The organism is Pseudolabrys taiwanensis (genome assembly GCF_003367395.1).
GTDB classification, from domain to species: Bacteria; Pseudomonadota; Alphaproteobacteria; order Rhizobiales; family Xanthobacteraceae; genus Pseudolabrys; species Pseudolabrys taiwanensis.
Genome location: NZ_CP031417.1, coordinates 1 through 18,107 on the forward strand (window position 1 = coordinate 1; position 18,107 = coordinate 18,107).

Here is an 18,107-nt window from a genome sequence, read left to right on the forward strand (position 1 = left end):
CGATGTATTCCGCGTTGCCGACAGTCAGGTGGCGAGCCGTTGGGGCAATATCCTTGAGTTCAACGGCTTCGATCTGATCACGCCGAACGAGCGAGAGGCGCGCTTCGCGCTTGGCGACCAGGAGTTCGTGCGTCCGTTGGGGCTGGAGCTGTATCGTCAATCAGGATGTAAGACGCTTATCCTCAAGCTTGGTGAGCGGGGTCTCATGACTTTCCGCAGCGTTCCGGAGCAGGAAGAGGATGTACGCGCTTTCTTTGCTGTCGACACCTTCACCGAACGGGTGGTCGACGCCGTTGGGTCTGGTGACGCGCTGTTGGCCTACGCCGCTCTGTCCATGGTTGCGACCAAGAACGCGGTGATCGCGTCGGTGTTGGGTTCGCTCGCCGCAGCCGTCGAGTGTGGTCACGAAGGTAACGTGCCCGTTCGACCGAAGGATGTGCTTGATAAGCTTGATCGCTTCGAGCGGCTCGTGAATTACGGCTGATGGCCGCTGGCGTCGAAAGGTCCACTCCGTATGCGTGCGATCGTTGTCGGATACGGCGTTCAGGGCAAAAAGCGCCTGCGCGTCGCCGGTTCCGATGCGGCCGGCGTGGTTGATCCGATTGCAGCTGAAGCGAATTGGCGCGACATCCGCGAAGCGCCCTTGGACAGCTATGATGCGGCTCTCGTGTGTACACCGGACGAGCCGAAGATAGAGCTGCTCAGCTACCTCCTCGGCAACGGCAAGCATGTGCTGGTCGAGAAGCCGCTACACGCCAAGAATGTGCGCGAATTGGACGAGCTCGAGGCGACGGCGCGTCGTACCGGCGCGGTGTGCTATACCGCGTACAACCACCGGTTTGAGCCGCATTATGTGCGCATGCGCGATCTCATTCGCTCGGGGGATCTGGGTCGCATCTATCGATGCCGCATGTTCTACGGCAACGGCACGGCACGCCTCGTGCGCGACTCGGCTTGGCGTGATCAGGGGGCGGGGGTGTTGCCTGATCTCGGCTCGCATTTGCTCGATACGGCACGGTTCTGGTTCGGCGATCTCGGCGAGGACTTCCGCCTCGTTTCGGTGAGCCGCTTCGAAAACTTGGCGCCGGACAACGTGGTGATCGCTTCGGAATCGAGCAAGCCGAAACTTGAGTTCGAGATGACGTTGCTATCGTGGCGCAACCATTTTACGTGCGACATCCTCGCTGAAAAAGGCACGGCCCACATCGAGTCGCTGTGCAAGTGGGGGCCCAGCACGTTTACCAAGCGCACCCGCATTCTGCCCAGCGGGCGCCCGCCCGAGGAAGCGATCACGCTCGTGCAGGACGATCCGACCTGGGCGCTTGAGTACGATCATTTCAAGCGGCTTGTCGCCGATCAGGCTCCGACCGATTTGGCGAATGATCGTTGGCTATTGCGCGTGCTGGGACGGCTGTCGGCCGATGCGATCAAGACCGGACAATGAGCATTATGGCGCTTCCTAAAATCGGCTATGCCGGCATGACCCATCTCGGCCTTTGCTCGGCGATCGGCGCGTCGAGCAAAGGCTTCGATACGCTTGGCTTCGATACCGACCCGGCGCTCGTTGCGCGGATCGACGCCGGAAAGTTGCCAGTGGTCGAACCCGATCTTGATGACCTGCTGCGAGACAATCGTGTCCGCATGTCGTTCTCGGCCGATCCGAAGGCGCTGCTCGGCTGCGATGTCGTTTACGTCGCGCCGGATGTGCCGACCGACGATACAGGCGGTAGCGATTTGTCCGGCCTTGATGGGTTGCTAGCCTTGGTGCTCGCCAATACGCGGCCGGACGCAGTGGTGGTCGTGCTGAGTCAAGTACCGCCAGGCTTCACGGCGGCTCGCCAGCGGTCCGGTCGTTTGCTGTACTATCAGGTGGAGACATTGGTATTTGGACGCGCTGTCGAGCGCACCACCAAGCCTGAGCGCTTCATTGTCGGTGCGCCGGATCCGTCCGAGCCATTGCCGCTGGCCATGCAGCAATATCTCGAAGCTTACGGCTGCCCGATTCTGCCGATGCGTTTCGAGAGCGCCGAGCTCACCAAGATCTCGATCAATTGCTGCTTGGTCGCGTCAGTCACCGTCGCCAATACCCTGGCCGAGCTATGCGAGCGCATCGGTGCCGACTGGTCGGAGATTGCACCTGCGCTGAAGCTCGACCGACGTATCGGCGCCTATTCGTATCTGTCGCCAGGCCTGGGGCTCGCAGGCGGCAATCTTGAGCGCGACCTCGCCACCGTCGTGCGCTTTTCCGAAGAATACGGCACGGAGGCGAGCGTCATCCGTGCCTTCATTGGCAACAGCGCGCATCGCAAGGACTGGGCTCTCCGCACGATGCATGAGGCGGTACTAAACAAGGTCCCGCAGGCGACCATTGGCGTGCTCGGTCTCGCCTACAAGGAAAATACCCATTCTGTTAAGAATTCGCCGTCGTTGGCGCTCATTCGCTATCTGGGACCATGGGCCTTGAAGGTCTACGATCCGGTCGTCCCGGCCTCCGCGGCGCTCCATCCTAACGCGAGCGGAGCGGCTTCCGCCCTGGATGCGGCCGAGGGTGTCGATGTCCTCGCGATCATGACGCCGTGGCCCGAATTTAAGCTGTTGTCCTGCGATGACCTCGCGGCGACGATGCGGGGCCGCACAGTGCTCGATCCGTACCGGGTGTTGAATCCTGCTGCGGCCCGTAGGGCGGGTCTCGATTATCGTACGCTCGGTGTCGCGTAAGAGGCGAACGCAATGCTTTCTCATCAATTCAGCACGCCGACGGCACCGGGCCGCGTAGTGGTCGTAGGCGCGGGTGGTTTTGTAGGTAGTACGCTCGTCAAGCAACTCGGTTTGGCCAAGGTTCCCGTGCTTGGCCTCACCCGTAAAGAGGTCGACCTGCTCGCCGATGATGGTGCCAAGCGTCTTAGGGGGGTGTTGCGCCCCGATGACGGCGTCGTCTTCGTTTCGGCGGTGGCGCCGGCCAAGACCGCTGGGCAGATGATGACTAACCTGCGCATGGCGGAAGCCGCCTGCGCGGCCTTCGCCGCGGTGCAGCCGGCGCATCTGCTCTACATCAGCTCGGATGCCGTCTATGCGGATAACGCCAACCCGGTTACCGAGCGATCGCCGGTAGCGCCGTCGACCACGCACGGCATGATGCATGCGGCGCGGGAACTCATGCTGCGCAGCGAGTATCGTGGTCCACTCGCGTTTTTACGTCCGACCTTGATCTTCGGTGCCGGCGATCCCCATTCAGGCTATGGACCGAACCGCTTTCGCCGCCAAGCAGCTAACGGCGAGCCGATCACGATCTTCGGTGAAGGCGAAGAGAAGCGTGACCACGTGGCGGTCGAGGATGTTGCTCGGCTCGCGGTACGCATTCTGCTTCATCGCAGCGTCGGCGTACTGAACGCCGTTACCGGTGTAGCCACTTCCTTTCACGACATCGCCAATATCGTCGCCGCCCAGTTCTCACCGCGAGCCGAGGTGAAATCTGTGCCCCGTCCGGGCCCCCGGCCGCACCTCTTGCATCGGTTCTTTGACATCACCGATTTGCACAAGAGCTTCCCGGATTTTCATTTTGAGCCATTGGCGGACGGCTTAGCGAGAGTTCACCAGGAATCCTCTGTCCGATAGGACAGCTCCGTCCCAAATCTTCCTGGGACGATAAGGCCCTATAGTGCTCGGGGCGCTCGCTGGAAGCGATAAAGACGTCAGTGATCTTTTTCGTAGCAGCCGCGGCAAACGGCCGGCAAAGGTCCGTGAAGATGGCCATGCCGGAACGCCGCGAATGTTTCGCTGTTCCAGGTTTGCGTCAACGTTTCGGCACAGCCTAGGTCGGCGACGTCGGGATTGCCGATCGTGCAACAGGGGATGACCCGCATATCGGAACTCACATAAACTCGTTCGAAAGGCCACGGGCACAGCCTCGCGGTGTCGCGTTGGTTGTACTTCTCCGTTACGCTCCAGAACGCCACTTTGATATCGAGTACGCGTCCTCGTTCTATCAGGGCATTGCAAAGGTCGTAGTCAAAGGCGTCCTCAGACAGCGCTTCGGTATTGATCGTGTTCCATTTCTCCTGGCCCCAGTCGGTGAGATTGAGTGAGAACGCGACACTTCTAAACCCGGCCTTGGCTGCCAGTTCGACGAAGTCATTGAGTTGATGCCGATTTCCTTTCTGAACAACGACCCACATTTTGGTACGCACGACACCACGCTCGGCGCAATAGTCGTTGATCAGCTTGCAGTTGGAAATCACTCGGTCGAAATCGGATTGGCGGCGAATGCTCTCGAACGTCTTCTTGTCGGCGCCGTCGATTGAAATCTGTATCTCGTTCGGATCGCAGTCGATGAGCCGCTTGTAATTTTCCTTCAAATGCAAAAGCGATGCATTTGTCGTTGTCCGCACCCAGATCTCGCGGCCTCGCGCATACTTCAACATCTCGAAGTAGTCGTCGCGCTGCAAAAGCGGCTCACCCATACCTTGCAACTTGATTTCGATGACGCCGTATTGCTCGTCGAGCAGGCGCTTGAAGCCTGCGAGCGGCATGTCGGTCGAGCGTTGCCCTTTGGGCCAATCGCTGACTTGGCACATGGTGCAGCGAAAATTGCAGCGGCTGACGTTTTCGATGTCCAATTTGATCGGCAGGTAATCGGCGATCTCGGCTGTCCTCTGAGTTTTCAGGTATTTCTCAAAGTTGGCCTGTCGACGTGGATCGAAGGAGAGGGCACGCGCGCGTTGCTCCCGGTAGGCGCTCCAGCCAGCCGACGGCTCCGGGGCCGGCAAAGATAGATGCCGCTCACCCAACGTTACGGCCTCGCCTGTATCCCAGACCAGTGCCGTTTCCTCTTTGGTCATGTCGCTCAGCTCGAAGAGGCCACGCTAGGCCGGTTTTCCATCCCGATCCGCCGGAGAACATCGGCAATCGGAACCGGAACATAGCCGTACTTTTGCTGAGCTTTCTTGCTGGAGATCAAAAAACTGGGCCGACGCTCTGCGTTGACCCTGACGCGGGAGGATGAGCCTAGGGCCCGCAGGAGCGTTTCAATCGCCTCAAGTACCGAGATACTCTTGCTGGCGCCGACGGTCAGAGCGTCGTGGCTATTCCAATGCTTGCTCTCGACGAGGTCGGCGACGAAAGTCGAAAGATCGTCAACATGAATGGCGTTATTAAACAGAGCGTCCGGATTAAAGACGGTAATATCTTCTTCTGCCCGCGCACGCTCAATCACCCCAGTCAGCCAATTACGGACTGAGTTGGGTCCCACGACCCCCGGCAGCCGAATCGAAACGGAGCGCAGGGCAGCAATTTCTCGCAGCATGAGCTCGCCCAGGAGCTTTGTCATGCCGTAAGCATCTGGATTGACGATCGGAGTAGTTTCGTCGACCTCCGGATCGGCTATGGACCCGTAAATGGAGAGACTCGAGAGATAGACGAACGTTTTCGCCCCGGCTCCCGTCGCGTACGTGATGAGATTTGCCGTTGCCTGCGTATTGTCGCGTACCATACCAGCCGCGGTTATGCCCGGCATTGGCGAGCGAGCGGCGGCGTGGACGATGGCGTCGACACGCGGTGGGAGCGACTGTCCCGGTGCAGACAGATCGCACGGCAATACCGTGAGGGCCGGATTATCGACCAGCGCCGGGTCAAGGCGACCACGCGAGCGGCCAATAAGCGCAGTCACGCGATGACCACGCGCGAGAAGAGTGCGGACCAGGTGCGAGCCGCTGAAACCACTCGCCCCGGTCACCAGTATGTCCATGCCACGCCCCGTGGCGCCTCGACGGGCGCCCGATGATCCTTAGCCGGCCGCCGCCATTATGCGATCCGTCGAGAGGCCGTGCGCGGCGAGCAGATCTTCGTAGCTACCATAGTTGTGGATGAAGGCATCCTGCAGTGTGAACGTATCGAGACGGCTCGTCGCCTTGATGTCCCAAGCGATCTGCTTCGTCTGTGCTGCGAGGCCCCCCTGAGGGGCGTGCTCCTCGATCACGATGACCTGCTTGTGGCGCTGCAGAGCCCCGATGATGCCCTCACGATCGAGTGGCTTCATCGTATGCACCGAGACCAGCGACACAGACTTTCCCTGCGCTTGCAGGCGGTCGGCAACGTCGGCGGCCATCTTGGTGATGACGCCATAGGTCAGGATACAGACATCGCTACCACGGCGCAGATAGCGAATCTTACCAAATTGCCAGGGCTCGGCGTCCTTGGTCAGCACGGGCTCGCCCGCTTTACCGATACGAAGATAAACTGGCCCGTTCTTCTGCTTGGCACACCAGCGAGTCGCGTCTGTGCATTCCAGCGGATCGCATGGCGCAATGATCTGCATGTTCGGAATCGCACCAGCGACCGCAATATCTTCCTGCGTGTGGTGAGTGCCGCCTAGCGTAGAATAAATGACGCCGGCGCCCATGCCGACCACCGTGACCGGTAGATTTTGGTAGCAAAGGTCGTCGCGTACCATCTCGAACGGGCGATACAGGGAGAACGTCGCGATCGTGTAGGCGAATGGCTGGCAGCCCTTCAGCGCCAGGCCCGCGGCTATGCCGATCATTGTCTGCTCGGCGACGCCCACATTGATGAAGCGGTCGGGATACTGCGTGGTGAATTTCGCCATGCTGCCGGCTGGCGAGATGTCCGACACAACGATGTAGATGTCTTCGTTTTTGGTCGCTTCTTCGTAGAGCGCCTCGGAGAATGTGTTTCTCACCCCTGCGTCTCCAACTCTTTAATGGCCTGTGCGTATTCGTCTTTGTTCGGCGAGCGATAGTGCCACATCGGCACGTTTTCCATGTAGCTCACACCTTTGCCCTTGGTGGTCTTGGCGACCACCATCAACGGCTTCGTGCCGCTACGGCCGGTGACAGCCTCGTAGATCGAACGCGCGTCGTGACCATCGCACTCGACCACTTCCCAACCGAAAGCCTCGAACTTGGCGCCCAACGGATAGAAGGAAGGATGGGTGACCGATGTTCGGCCGAGGCTCTGGAAGTCGTTATTGTCGATGAAGGCGACAATGTTGGTGAGCTTGAGTGAGGTCGCCATAAGAGTCGCCTCCCACGTCGAGCCCTCCTGGACCTCGCCGTCGCTCAGGACGGTATAGATGATGCCGTCAGTGCCGCGGCCGCGCTCCGCAAGCGCCATGCCGACCACCATCGACAGCCCATGGCCGAGCGCGCCAGTAGATGCTTCGATGCCGGGATTGCCGTAATCCGGATGCGTGCCGAGACGGCCTTCCGGCGTGCAATACGCATCGAGATCGGCCTTGCTGAGGAGTCCGTGGTCTTCGAGGATCACGTACTGGATCATGCAGCCGTGGCCCTTCGACATCAGGAAGGTATCGGGCGATTTTCCGCCTGCATTCCCGGGCCGCATGAACTCGTTGTAGATGCTATCAACGATCTCGGTGCACGAATAGGCGCCGCCGATATGCAGCGCGCTGACGTGCTGCGACATGTCGAGGATGCGCCGACGATATTTCTTGCAACGTGCGCGCGCCACTGCGACGTCGAAGCTGTTGGCGCGCGTTGCTCTAGAGCCTTCCATGCTCGACCTCATTCAATGATCGTCCAATAGTAGTCGCCCTTGTATCCAGCCTCTTTGAAAAGCTGGATCCAGCCATCGGGATAGTCGTGGAACTTAGCGGTCAGTACCCATTCTTCGAAGACCGCTTTCTGCTCGGGCGTCCGGTAGGAATCCACTTGCACGAAAGCGCGTCCGCCTGAGACACGCTGCAATTCTTTCAGCGCGATAATGGCGTCCTTGCGTTCGAAATTGTGAATCGTGTTGAGCGAGATTGCTGCCTTGAAGCTATTGTCAGGGAAGGGCAAGTCGGTCGCTGTGCCAAGATGCAGGCGGCCTATGACTTCCGGCTCGCACTTCATCATCGCGTAATGCGACACGTCGAGGCCGAATGCTTCGAGGCCTGGGCTAGCTATCATGAAATCTTTGACCAGGAAGCCCTTGGCGCAGCCGACGTCGAGTACGCGGTCTCCGGGCTTAAGGTCGAAATGAGCGATCATATCCTGCGCAACGGGAACCCATCGGCCGTCATAACGATAGCCTCCGTAGCCGTACTCACGCGGCCCATCGAAATACATCTCGCCATATTCGCGGGAAATTCGGATGTGCTCATCGGTCTTTGCAGTGGCGCGGGCATTTAAATTGCGCTTGCCCCGGGGGAGCTTGGCGAGAAGATTAATTTCTCTCATCGCGTTCCATACGTCCGTATTTTGCCAGGCGAACGCGGCGACTTTGCCATTGTCCAGCCAGCCGTCCAGATTCGCAACTATAGCGAGCTTATAAGGCCAATGCTGCCGTCCAGTTGCAAGGGTGGATGGGAGGTGCCTACGGTTCCGGTTATCCCGAATCCCCTCGGTTGGCCTTCCATCGCCCACGAACACACGCCCGTGGATGTCCTTTCAGCCCGGCTGGCAGATGCATTTACCGAAATGGCTGATGGCAGGCAACCTCCCGGGCCAGTGATATTCCGTCCAACGCCGCACGCTACGTTGGGATACCTGTCTTACGAAGACGGATTTTGGTCAGAGGCCTGAGTTGCTCCCCCGGAGGCTACCCCCCAAGTCGTTTCTTGGAATGTCACCCTCGTCCATCGGATGTAGACGGGTTCAGGCCTGCGTTTTCGGCGTCCAGCAGGGCTTCCATTTCTGCGAATGAGCGTTGCAGCGAACCTAATTCGTCAATGGTCCAGACGATGTGCTGATATGGTTTGGCGAAATCGAGATCGGCGTAAAGCCGGTGGCCATTTTGGATGAGAGCCTGCTCCGATTGTACGGCGGCAGTACCTACTTGGATAAAGAGCAGGTAGCGCGCAGTCTCACTATACCAGCAAAGCTCGGTCGGGCCGTGCATTAGCGCCATATTGAGCCATGCGGCCTCGTAGAGCGCGAGCCTCAGCTCGAGATTGACGCTGGCCAGATCGAATACGAGATGCCGAGAAAAATCGACAGGAGGTGGACCAGTGACCGTCTCGGAGTCATTGACGAAAATGACCGCGTATCGCGACGGATCGAGGCTGTCTGCGAAGGCCAGCCAATCGGCGTTCCGGCTGTTGCGTTGTGGCGTGTAGGGATAGTTGCGCAGGGTGATGACGATGGCCCTGCGTCCTTTGACGTAGTGGTTGAAAAACTGCCGCACCAGGTGTCGGGCGTGGCTCGGGGCGTCGAACATCGGCCAAATTGGCACCCCCGCTCGAGCATGCTGATGGATGACTTTCTTGTCGGGCTGCCGCGGCAGGAATATCCGATAGTCGCTAGGATAGATCCGCTTGGCATCCGAAGTGACGAGCGCTTCGGCCTGTTTGCGATCTCTACAGACCGTGTATGTGCTCACGGTCGGCAGGAACGACAGCATGGGGATCAGCATGTGACGAAGCCGCCACCGGCGGGCCTCGATATTAACGGCAGCTTCGTATTCGGGGGTTTCCGCCCGTGCGCCATCGAGCGGGCCGGGGACGAAGATCACCTCAATGGAGTGCAAGCCGCGGAGGCGTCGTTCAACCTCAGCCGCTGCGAGATAGCTAGCAAAGTCGAAGGTTAACGGCGACGTCGAAAGATCGTAAATGAACTGGAGGCACGTTTCGTCTTCTGCCGAAGCGCCGCCGCGGCGCTTGGTCAGTTGCCGGGCTTGAATCAAAGCCAAACGCACGTAGTGTGTGACCTGGAAGCGCGGCTGGGTGATTTCCGTGCGTGCGATGATGACGAAATAATTAAGGCCATGCGTTCGGACGCGTGCGACAAGTTTGCGAACGAAAGCGATCATGGGTTGTCGATGTTCGAAGTGGAGTGTGGCAGTTGAACTGCGGTCGTTACCATAAAATGCGCGTTGATGACAACTTCGCGCGGACGGTCCGGCGACGATGATCCGCCTTCGCCTCATAACGGCAGCTTGGGGAGATGAATTCGTCGACCGTTTTCTCAGTGCGACGCTTCGCTCTTTGGCGGCTCCCGACAATCTCCCCGCGGTAGCAGGGCGCTACGCCATCGAATACGATCTTCACGTCCCACCGGAGGCCGAACAAAGGATCAGGTCTCATTTTTGGTTTGGCCAACTCGCGGACCGTGTGAGCTTTCGATTTCGGCCGCTACGGCCGCGGGATTTCGATTCGACGAACTCCATGTCGCATTGGACGATTTGGCAGCGCGCCGTTGAAGAAGCCAGACGTGACGATGTCGCGGTTATTCTGGTTGCCTCGGACCATATCTTTGCAAATGGCGCTTTGGTCCGTTGGACCGATTTGTTGGCAAACGGCTACCTCGCCGTGTATTCGCCGGGATTTCAGGCCGTCGATGAATCGCTGATGCCCGAGATCGTTACGCGTTTCCCGACGATTGAACCCATCAATTTTGCAATGTCCGAATTGCACCATGCAATGTTGCGACATTTGCATCCGATCATGATCAGTCTGCTGCGTGGAGCGCCGCGCGTTATCCCGCACCGCGAATGGGATCTGCGTGCGGTTGCTGGAAAGGCCGTTCTGCAGACCGTTTTGGCGTCACATCCGATGGCGTTCTGGCCAGCACGCATAAGGACTGGGGAGAATTTTTCGCCGATAGAGAAATTCGAAAAAGTCGCGTTCGAGCCTTGCTGGTTCATTGGCGTTGAGCCGTTGTTCAAATACCTCAACTTGTATTTGCGGCGACAGCCGATGGATGACCTGCTGCTGAGTTGCTCTGGCGATTGGGCGGAAACCTATATCGATCCGGTAAATGAGCGTGAGGCGGCGTGCAGCCATGTATGCCCTGTCGATTCAGCGCCGCGTGCGTATGACGTGCGGTCGACTCGGCTCGGAGCCGAGTTCTTTATTGGCCAATTGTCGATCAGCCGCACTCTGTTTCGGATATCGAAGGTGTTAAAGGAACGGGGCCACTCCGTTGCGGCAAGGTGGCTCGCCGGCGCGATGGTCGAAGGGCGGCTGCGCAGGCGGGTCGGCTTGCGAGGACCATTCACGATCCTGGTTCCGGCCGAAAGCGTGCTTGAGCAGCTTTCGCGCGACGACCAAATGTCGCTCTTGGAGAATGGTGCGGCGTTATTGGTGCGTGCGGTCAGAGACCATTTATTGCGGGGCAAGCATCGTTTTCGGCGCGGTCAGCGCATCGTTAATGCGGCAGGCGGTACTATCGAAGCCTTGAGTGGCCGCCGCTACGCGCTGGCTTCCAGCGGTGGCCTCAGGATCGCTCGGGTCTATGCTAGTGATGGTTTTGATATTTGTGTCTTGGAAGGCGTCGCGTCGGCATTTGTTGCTGGTCGGTACCGTAGTGATTCCATCGCAGTCGCAACGAGGAGGCGTTTGAGGCACTCCGCTGTTCGTCTGGTGCGTCTAGGTAAAGATGTGCTGTTGCGTGGCACGTCGAGAACCCCGCGACTGCGCAACGCCCTGATCAAAGTGCGTGGAGTGCTGCAGGGTGGTTCGGCACAAATAGCCTTGGAGACGAAAGTCGATCTTGAGACGGAGCGGCTGTATCGGCGCGCCATCGTGGCTCGCAGCATCGAAGCCTTGAGCGAACTGTTGAATTTCCACGATCGGCAATTGTTTCGCGACGCATCGCTCGTTGGCGGCGTTCGGACACATTTGAACCGGCTTGAACTGCCTCGCATCGAGCCGCAGAACGCTATCGGATGGTTGAAGGAAGCTGTCGAGCGTTCGCCATGGTTCTTCGAGGCCTGGTTCGAACTGGGATACGCTTATCTTGACGGTGGGGATCGCCATGCGGCAATGGCCGCTTTCCGGCAGGCCAAGGATTTGATGCCGACTATGCCGCGGGAGGCGGGGCAGCCGGACCCGCGTCTTATTGCAGCGATCGAATGGGCGACTTTGGCCGTGTCGGACGGCGGCGCTGCGGCGGCTGTTTTGGACGCGTTGCCGACGGGAACTTCACCAGTGTGGCGATCTAATGTGGCGCAAGCGCGCCTTTACGTGAAGGCCGGTCGTATCGACGACGCTCTTACGGCCTTTGAGCGCGGATTGCAGCGCATCTCAATCGGTGGGCGCTTCGGGGGCGTACTGCCGCGCAATTTGGACGATGTCAGTCGCTGGCTGCGGTAAGCCGCAATATTTGCGAAATATGCGCTGGCGAATGGGGCTTCGCGCGCGGTGTCGCGGCAAGCATCATGAATTGGAGCTATTTAAAATACATTATACATATCATATAGTTATCTTATGTTTGATTATTGCCTTACTGCCCGGATTGTCCGATTAGCGATCGGAAGCCCGCGATCGCAGATTGTTCTTGTATGGTGTTCTGCATGCAAGCTAAGAGTCCGCTGAAAAGGGGAACGCTTCCGTTTCGTATTGCCGGCCAGGGGTAGTCCGATGGCACTCATCGAATCGTTTTACTCCACTGAAAATTCTGCCTTGGTGGAGGAGTTCAATTCTCAAGGTTATATCATCCGCGATGTCGAAGATCGCGCGGCATTGGATGAGTTGCGGCATGAGGTCGTGAAAGTTGCTGCGCGGCTTGCCGAGTGCCCGTTGCCCAAGGACGATGGCGAGTTTCTCGACAATCTGCACGACATCGTTTCCGTGGAGAAGCTCAACCCGCTTCGCCTCGGCGTCTATCGGGAGATGAATGCGAAGCCTTGGTTCCGTCCGACCTATTTCCGGCTTGGCCGCAGTATGATCGAGGAACTGGTCGGCAATGAGCTGGCCATGCAGAATCGTATCAACTTCTCGATTCAGATGCCCAAGGAGCAGACGTCGCTGCTCGACATTCATGCCGACGTGTTCAGTGGTGAAACCCCCTACCAGGTCGTGCAGTGGATGCCGCTTGTGGATGTGTTCGGCACTAAGTCGATGTTCATCCTGCCGCGTCAGAAGTCAGAGCCCGTCGTCGAGCGCTTCAAAGAATTTCCGGACATGCGCTCGCTCTTCTCGGCGGTGGAGAAGGATCTGATCTGGCTGAACATTCCGTACGGCAAGGTGCTGATCTTCTGCCCGAATTTTCTGCACGGCAATGTGCTCAACGATGAGACAACAACGCGTTGGTCGATGAATTGTCGGTTCACGGGCCTGTTTACGCCCTATGACAGCGCCGAGAAGTCACTTGGCTCCTTTTATCTACCTATCACAGTGCGGCCCGTGACTCGTGTCGGCATGGCGTACAAGCAGCCTTCCGGCTTTGCGGAGTAACGGATGTCCAAAAACAGATTGGGTTTACGCGGGTACGTGACTTCGCGGCCGTTTGGGCAATACTGTGTTCCGGTTCCGCTGCAGTCGCTGGCGTTGCGCGATTATTGCCAACGTAACAATCTCATTTACGTGTTGCCGGTGAATGAGAACATTTTTCCGCACTCATACATGGTGCTGGAAGGCATGACGAAAGGCCTGTCGGATTATCAGGGCATCGTCATGTACAGTCTGCACATGTTGCCGCAGCGGGAGGAGCGCCGCCGCGAGTTCTACAAGAAGATATTGGAGCAAGGTTGCGAGCTCCACATCGTGCTCGAGGGCCTGGTGATTTCCGATGACCAGGGGGTCGAGCATATCGAGGAACTGGTCCAGCTGAACCAGATTTCGACCAAGGTTTTAAAATCCCTTCCGGTGGATTGAGACGATGGCGGATCACGTCGTGGTAACTGGCGCCAGTGGTTTTGCTGGCGGGTTTATCGCACGCGCGTTGGCCGAAAAAGGCTTCACGGTTACCGCGCTGTCTCGTCACGCGAACGACGATGCTCCGGTCGCCAATCTGAGATGGCGCCGGGCGGACATCATCGATCCTGGTTCGTTGCCGACGCGGTTCGATGCGCTATTGCATATTGCCGCGGAGATACCGGCTCGCTGTCCGGAGCCGGACGCGCTTTACCGGCGAAATCTAGAACCGTCGCGAAGCGTATTCGAACAGGCGGTTGCCGCCGGCGCAAAGACCATTGTTTTTACCTCCTCGATGTCCGTATACGGCTCTGTCGACGTGTCGGAATTGACGGAGACTACGCCGTCTCAGAATCCGGATCCCTATGGCCGCGCGAAACGTGACGCCGAGGATTTGCTGGAAAATGTGGTCCAGGATGGAAAGTGTCTGTCTGGCCTGTCTCTCCGCTTACCCGGAACGGTAGGCAAAGGATCGCACCATAATTTCCTCTCCGAGGCTTTGCGTCGCGTTCTCGCAGGCGAAGCGGTGCGCGCCAGCAATCCGGAGGCAATGTTCAACAACATCGTTTATATTGGCGATCTCGCGAGCTTTCTTGCACGTTGGATTGCGGCGCCTCGGTCCGGTTACGCTGTAACTAATTTGGCGTCTCCCGATCCTATCCCAATCCGCGACGTCTTCGGCCTGTTGTTCAGCACGGCGCGCCGTTCGGAGCGGATTGAGATCGCAGAGGGCGGTAAGAGGCCGTTTCTCATCAATCTCGACCGCGCCATCGCGCTTGGCTATCGTCCAAGATCAGTTCGGGCGAGCATCGAAGCGTTCGTTCGCGACAATTTAACCGACCGACCGGAGCACTAATGAATATCACGCAGCAAGGCGCATCACCGCGCTCGCCGGCCCACATCAGTCGGTGCGTCGTTTGCGGCGGGGCTGGTGGCGAACCTGTGTGGGATGTAGCGAAATCGCCGATACATCCGTTCCGCCCTCCTGAGGCGGCGGGCAGTCAGGCGGGCTTCGGTTGCCTACATATCGTGCGTTGTGACAGTTGCGGTCACCTCTATAACGCGGCCTTCGACCCGCTCGGTGCCGATGATCTCTATGGCGCTTTTGTGCTCACCAACGTGCCGGTCAGCCCCTCAATGGTGAAGGCCGTCGAAGGCACGGCGGAATCCATTCTAAGGCATGCCAAACCGAGACCCGTGGTCCTTGAGGTCGGCGGCGGCGGCGGCGCGCTGTCGATGTTGCTGGCGGAGACCGCAAGCGAGGTCCATCTCGTGGAGCCAAGCCGGGCGTTATCTCCCGACCGTTTTGCGGGTACGAAGGTTACTTTCCATCAGTCGATGTTTCCGACAACCACGCTGACGGGGAAGGTTTTCGATGTCATTGTCTGCCGACAGGTGTTGGAGCACATTCCGGATCCCAATCCGTTTTTGAAATCGCTGCGGGCGCAAATCAGCGATGATGGGATAGCGTACATCGAGCTGCCGAGCGCCGAGTACATTTATGTCAACCGATCGGTTGTCGACTTTCACTATCCCCATGTTCACTTTTACCGCCAGCCTCATCTTGAGGCTTTATTTGCTCGCGCTGGCTTTGCGGTCGTCGAGACGATCGATGTCAAGAACGGGCACGACACGGCCTTTGTGTTGCGGCCCGTAGCGGCTTCGGACGTACGGCCAGCAATTATAAAAGATGATCCGAATTTCGTCGCCGACATGGCAAAGCGTCGCGCTTACGGCAGGGAGCGGCTTACCGGCATCACCGGTTCGATCGGCCTATACGGCGCCAATGCCTATTCGCAATCGCTGTTTGGCGTGTATCCGGACTTTGCCGCTTATTCGGCCATGTTCGACGACACGCCGATGTATGTTGGACACCAGGTCTACGGGCCAGCTATTGACTTGCCGATCGGCCCCCCGTCCGTCGAGAAGCTGCTGCCGCTCGGCGCGGTGATCGTGACGGCCTACCTACATGACCTCGTTATCGCACGAAAGGTGCGGGCGCTGGGCTTCAAGGGCCCAATTTATACCGTTCGAACTGATTCTCTTGCCGGCAATGGCGAGCAACCGCCCAGTTTGTTTGCCTAGTCCGAGGTTTTGTCCAAGAACGGGGGCTTAATCCTCGTCGGAAAGTGGGCGGGAGCAGGGCCCCCGCCACGCCGTTAGTAGACGCCGTCAATCCCGTCGTCGGCCGTGCGAGCAATATAAGTGCGGCCCCACCAACCGACATCAAGATGGCGGATAAAGCGCCACTTCGACCGTTTCTGGAATTCCAGGAATGCCCTGGCGACGCCGCGGGTCGGATTGGCTTTGTTGCCGACGAAAAGGTCATCCATATAGATTACCGAGCCATCCTGCAGCAGCGGCTCGATGAAATCGAACACAGGAACGGCGGACTCGTAAAGGTCGCAGTCGACCGTGACCAGAGCGATCTTGTTCTCTTTCGCGACGAATTGCGTTTGCAACTCGTCAGTCAGTGAGTCCGAGTAGAATCCCTTGATGGTCTTGACGCGGTCGACATAGATTCCGTGCTTGTGGACCAAGTCCTGGAACGACTGTTCGGACGTGGTGAGTGCTCCCTGCGTCCACTTGGTGACGCTGGTCTCCGTCGTCGGAATCGGCAGGCCTTCGAAGCTGTCGAAGGCGAAAAACTTCATGTGATCCTGGTTATGCCGGCGGGCCTCGGTCAGCGCCATGCGAAAGGTGCGACACCGATGGCAGCCGAACTCGAGGTAGTTGCCGCGAATTTCGTTCTCTGTCAGAAAGTCGAAAACACGCCGGAAAAACAGATACTTTTCAGCTTGGCGATTGCCCTGATTGTACCGGATCTCGTCCTGCTTGGACCACTTCGCCAGCTCCCGCCCGTCGGCAAGTTTCACCCAAGGCTCGCCGTCAATTCGGACGATCAAATCTTCTTCCGGGACGGCAGCGATCCGTGATGCGGCTGCGGCGGCAGGCTTCTTTGCCGCCGGCTTTCCGGCACGCTTAGATTTCACGGTCTTCTTTGAACGCTTGGCCATAGGCTCCAAACCTCGGTGAATGACGCCAACTGTCTAATGGGATTTAGGGACTAGGTCGATACCCTAATTGTGTCCCTGTTGGAGCGGACGCGATCAGGTGGACTTGCGCATACGATCGAGTCCAACGGATTTTTTCGTCGTGGAGCGATCGACCGACTGCTGCAAGCCCGCATATTCGGAATCGACGAGAACACCCGGAATTTCGTAGCGCCGCATATAGAACTCGATACTGAGACGTGCGAGTCTCCTAGCTGCGTGCTTGCCGTTCCGAAGTGCGTTCAGCAGGTGCGCCGCCACGCTTCTCGCATTGAAGTAAATGCTCTTGAGAAAACGTCGCCACGACGGGCGCATCTGGCTCGCTACCATTTCCCTTCCGCTCGAAATGCGGTCGTAGTGAGTAGGGGGCTGGCGATAAACTCTTCCTCTGAACAGGAAAAAATCCGCAACCTCCCTGGGGATCGCGTAATACCGTCCTTCAAGCTGGGCAATTCTGTAGCCATGGTACAGTCGATGGTTCAGTGTCGGAGGCCTCGGCAAAACGCGATCGATCGCAGTTTCGAAGGCACACAGAACTGGAATGCTGGCGCCTTGCGCTCGCTGTTGCGAGGCGCAAGCGAGAGCTAGCCTAACGGGATTGATGGTGGCGAAATTTGGAACGGCCGTTCTGCCGGGAGGAACAAGGTCGACCAGATACGCGCGGGCATAGGCCAACGACCACTCGTCGCAGTACGTTGGACTGCCGTCTCGCGCATCTGAGAGCATGCACGCCGCTGCGAAGTATTGGCGCGCGCTGTCACTATCCGATTTGGCGAGGCTAACAAACCCCATCGCAAGATCGAGCAGAATATCATCAGCCGGAGATTGCTTAGAGCTCTCGATCTTTACTAGCAGTTCAGCAAGGCTTGTTTTATCGAGAATCTGAGGCCCATTGATCGCAACGCTGCGCGCTAAGGCAAGGCTATAAGATGACGGCGTAGCGCATGCATTTGCATAGTGCCGCCGGACGGCCTCCATGGGTTTGGAGAACTCCATCAATCGGCCAACGGCAATATTGTTTGGAAAGTAGCTCGGATTGAGTTTCGCAATCTCGGCACGTACGTCGGACGCATGGTCGACCTGTCCGAGATGTTCGAGCATCAACGCAAGTTGATGTTTGCCTTCGATATTGTCAGGGTTGGCGGTGGTCGCTCGGATCAGGATGTCGATGGCCGTCTGCCAAGCCAGCCGGTCGGTCAGCCCCTTGACTGTGCGTGGCTTGTAGATGTCGGCGGGATAGCCGAATGACCGGAAATGTTCATCGTACAGATGATCCACGCCTAAAACCGCAACAGCTCGCCTCATGACCTCGCAGCCGGCTTCGACGGTTGCCGGTGGTCGGGCAAGATCAGCCGTGTCGTTCATTCAGGTTCACCACAGGACAAAAATCTCTTTAGGGAAATATCAGCAGCGAATACTCAGGGGATCGCCCGCCGGACAGCTCGCAACCTGCCGGACGCCAT

At 58.3% G+C, this 18,107-nt stretch carries 17 protein-coding genes; 9 read left to right on the forward strand and 8 right to left on the reverse strand.

The features are described 5' to 3' along the window. Positions 1–28: 28 nt before the first annotated feature. The 4 genes from DW352_RS00005 to DW352_RS00020 are packed head-to-tail and all read left to right on the forward strand — an operon-like array spanning position 29 to position 3,615. The gene (locus DW352_RS00005; RefSeq protein WP_245434521.1) at positions 29–484 is read left to right on the forward strand and encodes a PfkB family carbohydrate kinase; all 456 of its coding nucleotides are present in this window, start codon (positions 29–31) and stop codon (positions 482–484) included. Between the two features lie 30 nt (positions 485–514). Continuing rightward, positions 515–1,444 carry a Gfo/Idh/MocA family protein gene (locus DW352_RS00010; protein ID WP_115687340.1) on the forward strand — a complete coding sequence of 310 codons (930 nt, stop codon included), beginning with the start codon at positions 515–517 and terminating at the stop codon, positions 1,442–1,444. Continuing rightward, positions 1,387–2,718, forward strand: a complete 1,332-nt coding sequence (locus DW352_RS00015; protein ID WP_245434262.1) for a nucleotide sugar dehydrogenase — start codon at positions 1,387–1,389, stop codon at positions 2,716–2,718. Before DW352_RS00010 ends, DW352_RS00015 begins: the two co-directional genes overlap by 58 nt. A 12-nt stretch (positions 2,719–2,730) precedes the next feature. After that, positions 2,731–3,615: an NAD-dependent epimerase/dehydratase family protein gene (locus DW352_RS00020; protein WP_115687344.1), complete on the forward strand. Its 885-nt coding sequence runs from the start codon at positions 2,731–2,733 to the stop codon at positions 3,613–3,615. Positions 3,616–3,692: 77 nt separating this feature from the next. Here DW352_RS00020 and DW352_RS00025 read toward each other — a convergent pair whose 3' ends face one another. The 6 genes from DW352_RS00025 to DW352_RS00050 all read right to left on the reverse strand — a co-directional run bounded on the left by DW352_RS00025 (position 3,693) and on the right by DW352_RS00050 (position 9,765). Further along, positions 3,693–4,838, reverse strand: a complete 1,146-nt coding sequence (locus DW352_RS00025; protein ID WP_115687346.1) for a radical SAM protein — start codon at positions 4,836–4,838, stop codon at positions 3,693–3,695. Positions 4,839–4,843: 5 nt separating this feature from the next. After that, a complete protein-coding gene (locus DW352_RS00030; RefSeq protein ID WP_115687348.1) occupies positions 4,844–5,743 on the reverse strand; it encodes an NAD-dependent epimerase/dehydratase family protein in 900 nt (299 codons plus the stop codon). A 39-nt stretch (positions 5,744–5,782) separates the two neighbouring features. Next, positions 5,783–6,694 carry a transketolase family protein gene (locus DW352_RS00035; protein ID WP_115687350.1) on the reverse strand — a complete coding sequence of 304 codons (912 nt, stop codon included), beginning with the start codon at positions 6,692–6,694 and terminating at the stop codon, positions 5,783–5,785. Then, the gene (locus DW352_RS00040) at positions 6,691–7,530 is read right to left on the reverse strand and encodes a transketolase (RefSeq protein ID WP_115687352.1); all 840 of its coding nucleotides are present in this window, start codon (positions 7,528–7,530) and stop codon (positions 6,691–6,693) included. Before DW352_RS00040 ends, DW352_RS00035 begins: the two co-directional genes overlap by 4 nt. Positions 7,531–7,538: 8 nt before the next feature. Further along, complete coding sequence (locus tag DW352_RS00045; RefSeq protein WP_115694159.1) at positions 7,539–8,195, reverse strand: class I SAM-dependent methyltransferase; 657 nt, start codon at positions 8,193–8,195, stop codon at positions 7,539–7,541. A gap of 388 nt (positions 8,196–8,583) precedes the next feature. After that, on the reverse strand, positions 8,584–9,765 hold the full coding sequence (locus DW352_RS00050; RefSeq protein ID WP_115687354.1) for a hypothetical protein: 1,182 nt from the start codon (positions 9,763–9,765) through the stop codon (positions 8,584–8,586). A 97-nt stretch (positions 9,766–9,862) separates the two neighbouring features. On the opposite strand from DW352_RS00050, the gene DW352_RS00055 reads away from it, so the two are divergent. From DW352_RS00055 to DW352_RS00075, 5 genes are all read left to right on the forward strand, one after another. Then, complete coding sequence (locus DW352_RS00055) at positions 9,863–12,049, forward strand: tetratricopeptide repeat protein (protein ID WP_115687356.1); 2,187 nt, start codon at positions 9,863–9,865, stop codon at positions 12,047–12,049. 267 nt (positions 12,050–12,316) lie between these two features. Continuing rightward, entirely contained in the window at positions 12,317–13,132 is an 816-nt protein-coding gene (locus tag DW352_RS00060) for a sporadic carbohydrate cluster 2OG-Fe(II) oxygenase (RefSeq protein WP_115687358.1), read from the forward strand. 3 nt (positions 13,133–13,135) lie between these two features. Next, positions 13,136–13,552, forward strand: coding sequence for an LIC12192 family sporadic carbohydrate cluster protein (locus DW352_RS00065; protein WP_115687360.1), 417 nt, complete (start codon positions 13,136–13,138; stop codon positions 13,550–13,552). Between the two features lie 4 nt (positions 13,553–13,556). Next, the gene (locus DW352_RS00070; protein WP_115687362.1) at positions 13,557–14,447 is read left to right on the forward strand and encodes an NAD-dependent epimerase/dehydratase family protein; all 891 of its coding nucleotides are present in this window, start codon (positions 13,557–13,559) and stop codon (positions 14,445–14,447) included. After that, positions 14,447–15,676 carry a class I SAM-dependent methyltransferase gene (locus DW352_RS00075; protein ID WP_115687364.1) on the forward strand — a complete coding sequence of 410 codons (1,230 nt, stop codon included), beginning with the start codon at positions 14,447–14,449 and terminating at the stop codon, positions 15,674–15,676. The genes DW352_RS00070 and DW352_RS00075 overlap by 1 nt, the downstream gene beginning before the upstream one ends. 74 nt (positions 15,677–15,750) lie before the next feature. Here the strand turns inward: DW352_RS00075 and DW352_RS00080 are convergent, their stop codons facing one another. Both DW352_RS00080 and DW352_RS00085 read right to left on the reverse strand, forming a co-directional pair. Further along, positions 15,751–16,608, reverse strand: a complete 858-nt coding sequence (locus DW352_RS00080) for a TylF/MycF/NovP-related O-methyltransferase (protein WP_115687366.1) — start codon at positions 16,606–16,608, stop codon at positions 15,751–15,753. Between the two features lie 93 nt (positions 16,609–16,701). After that, entirely contained in the window at positions 16,702–18,009 is a 1,308-nt protein-coding gene (locus tag DW352_RS00085) for a hypothetical protein (protein WP_115687368.1), read from the reverse strand. Between the last annotated feature and the right edge of the window lie 98 nt (positions 18,010–18,107).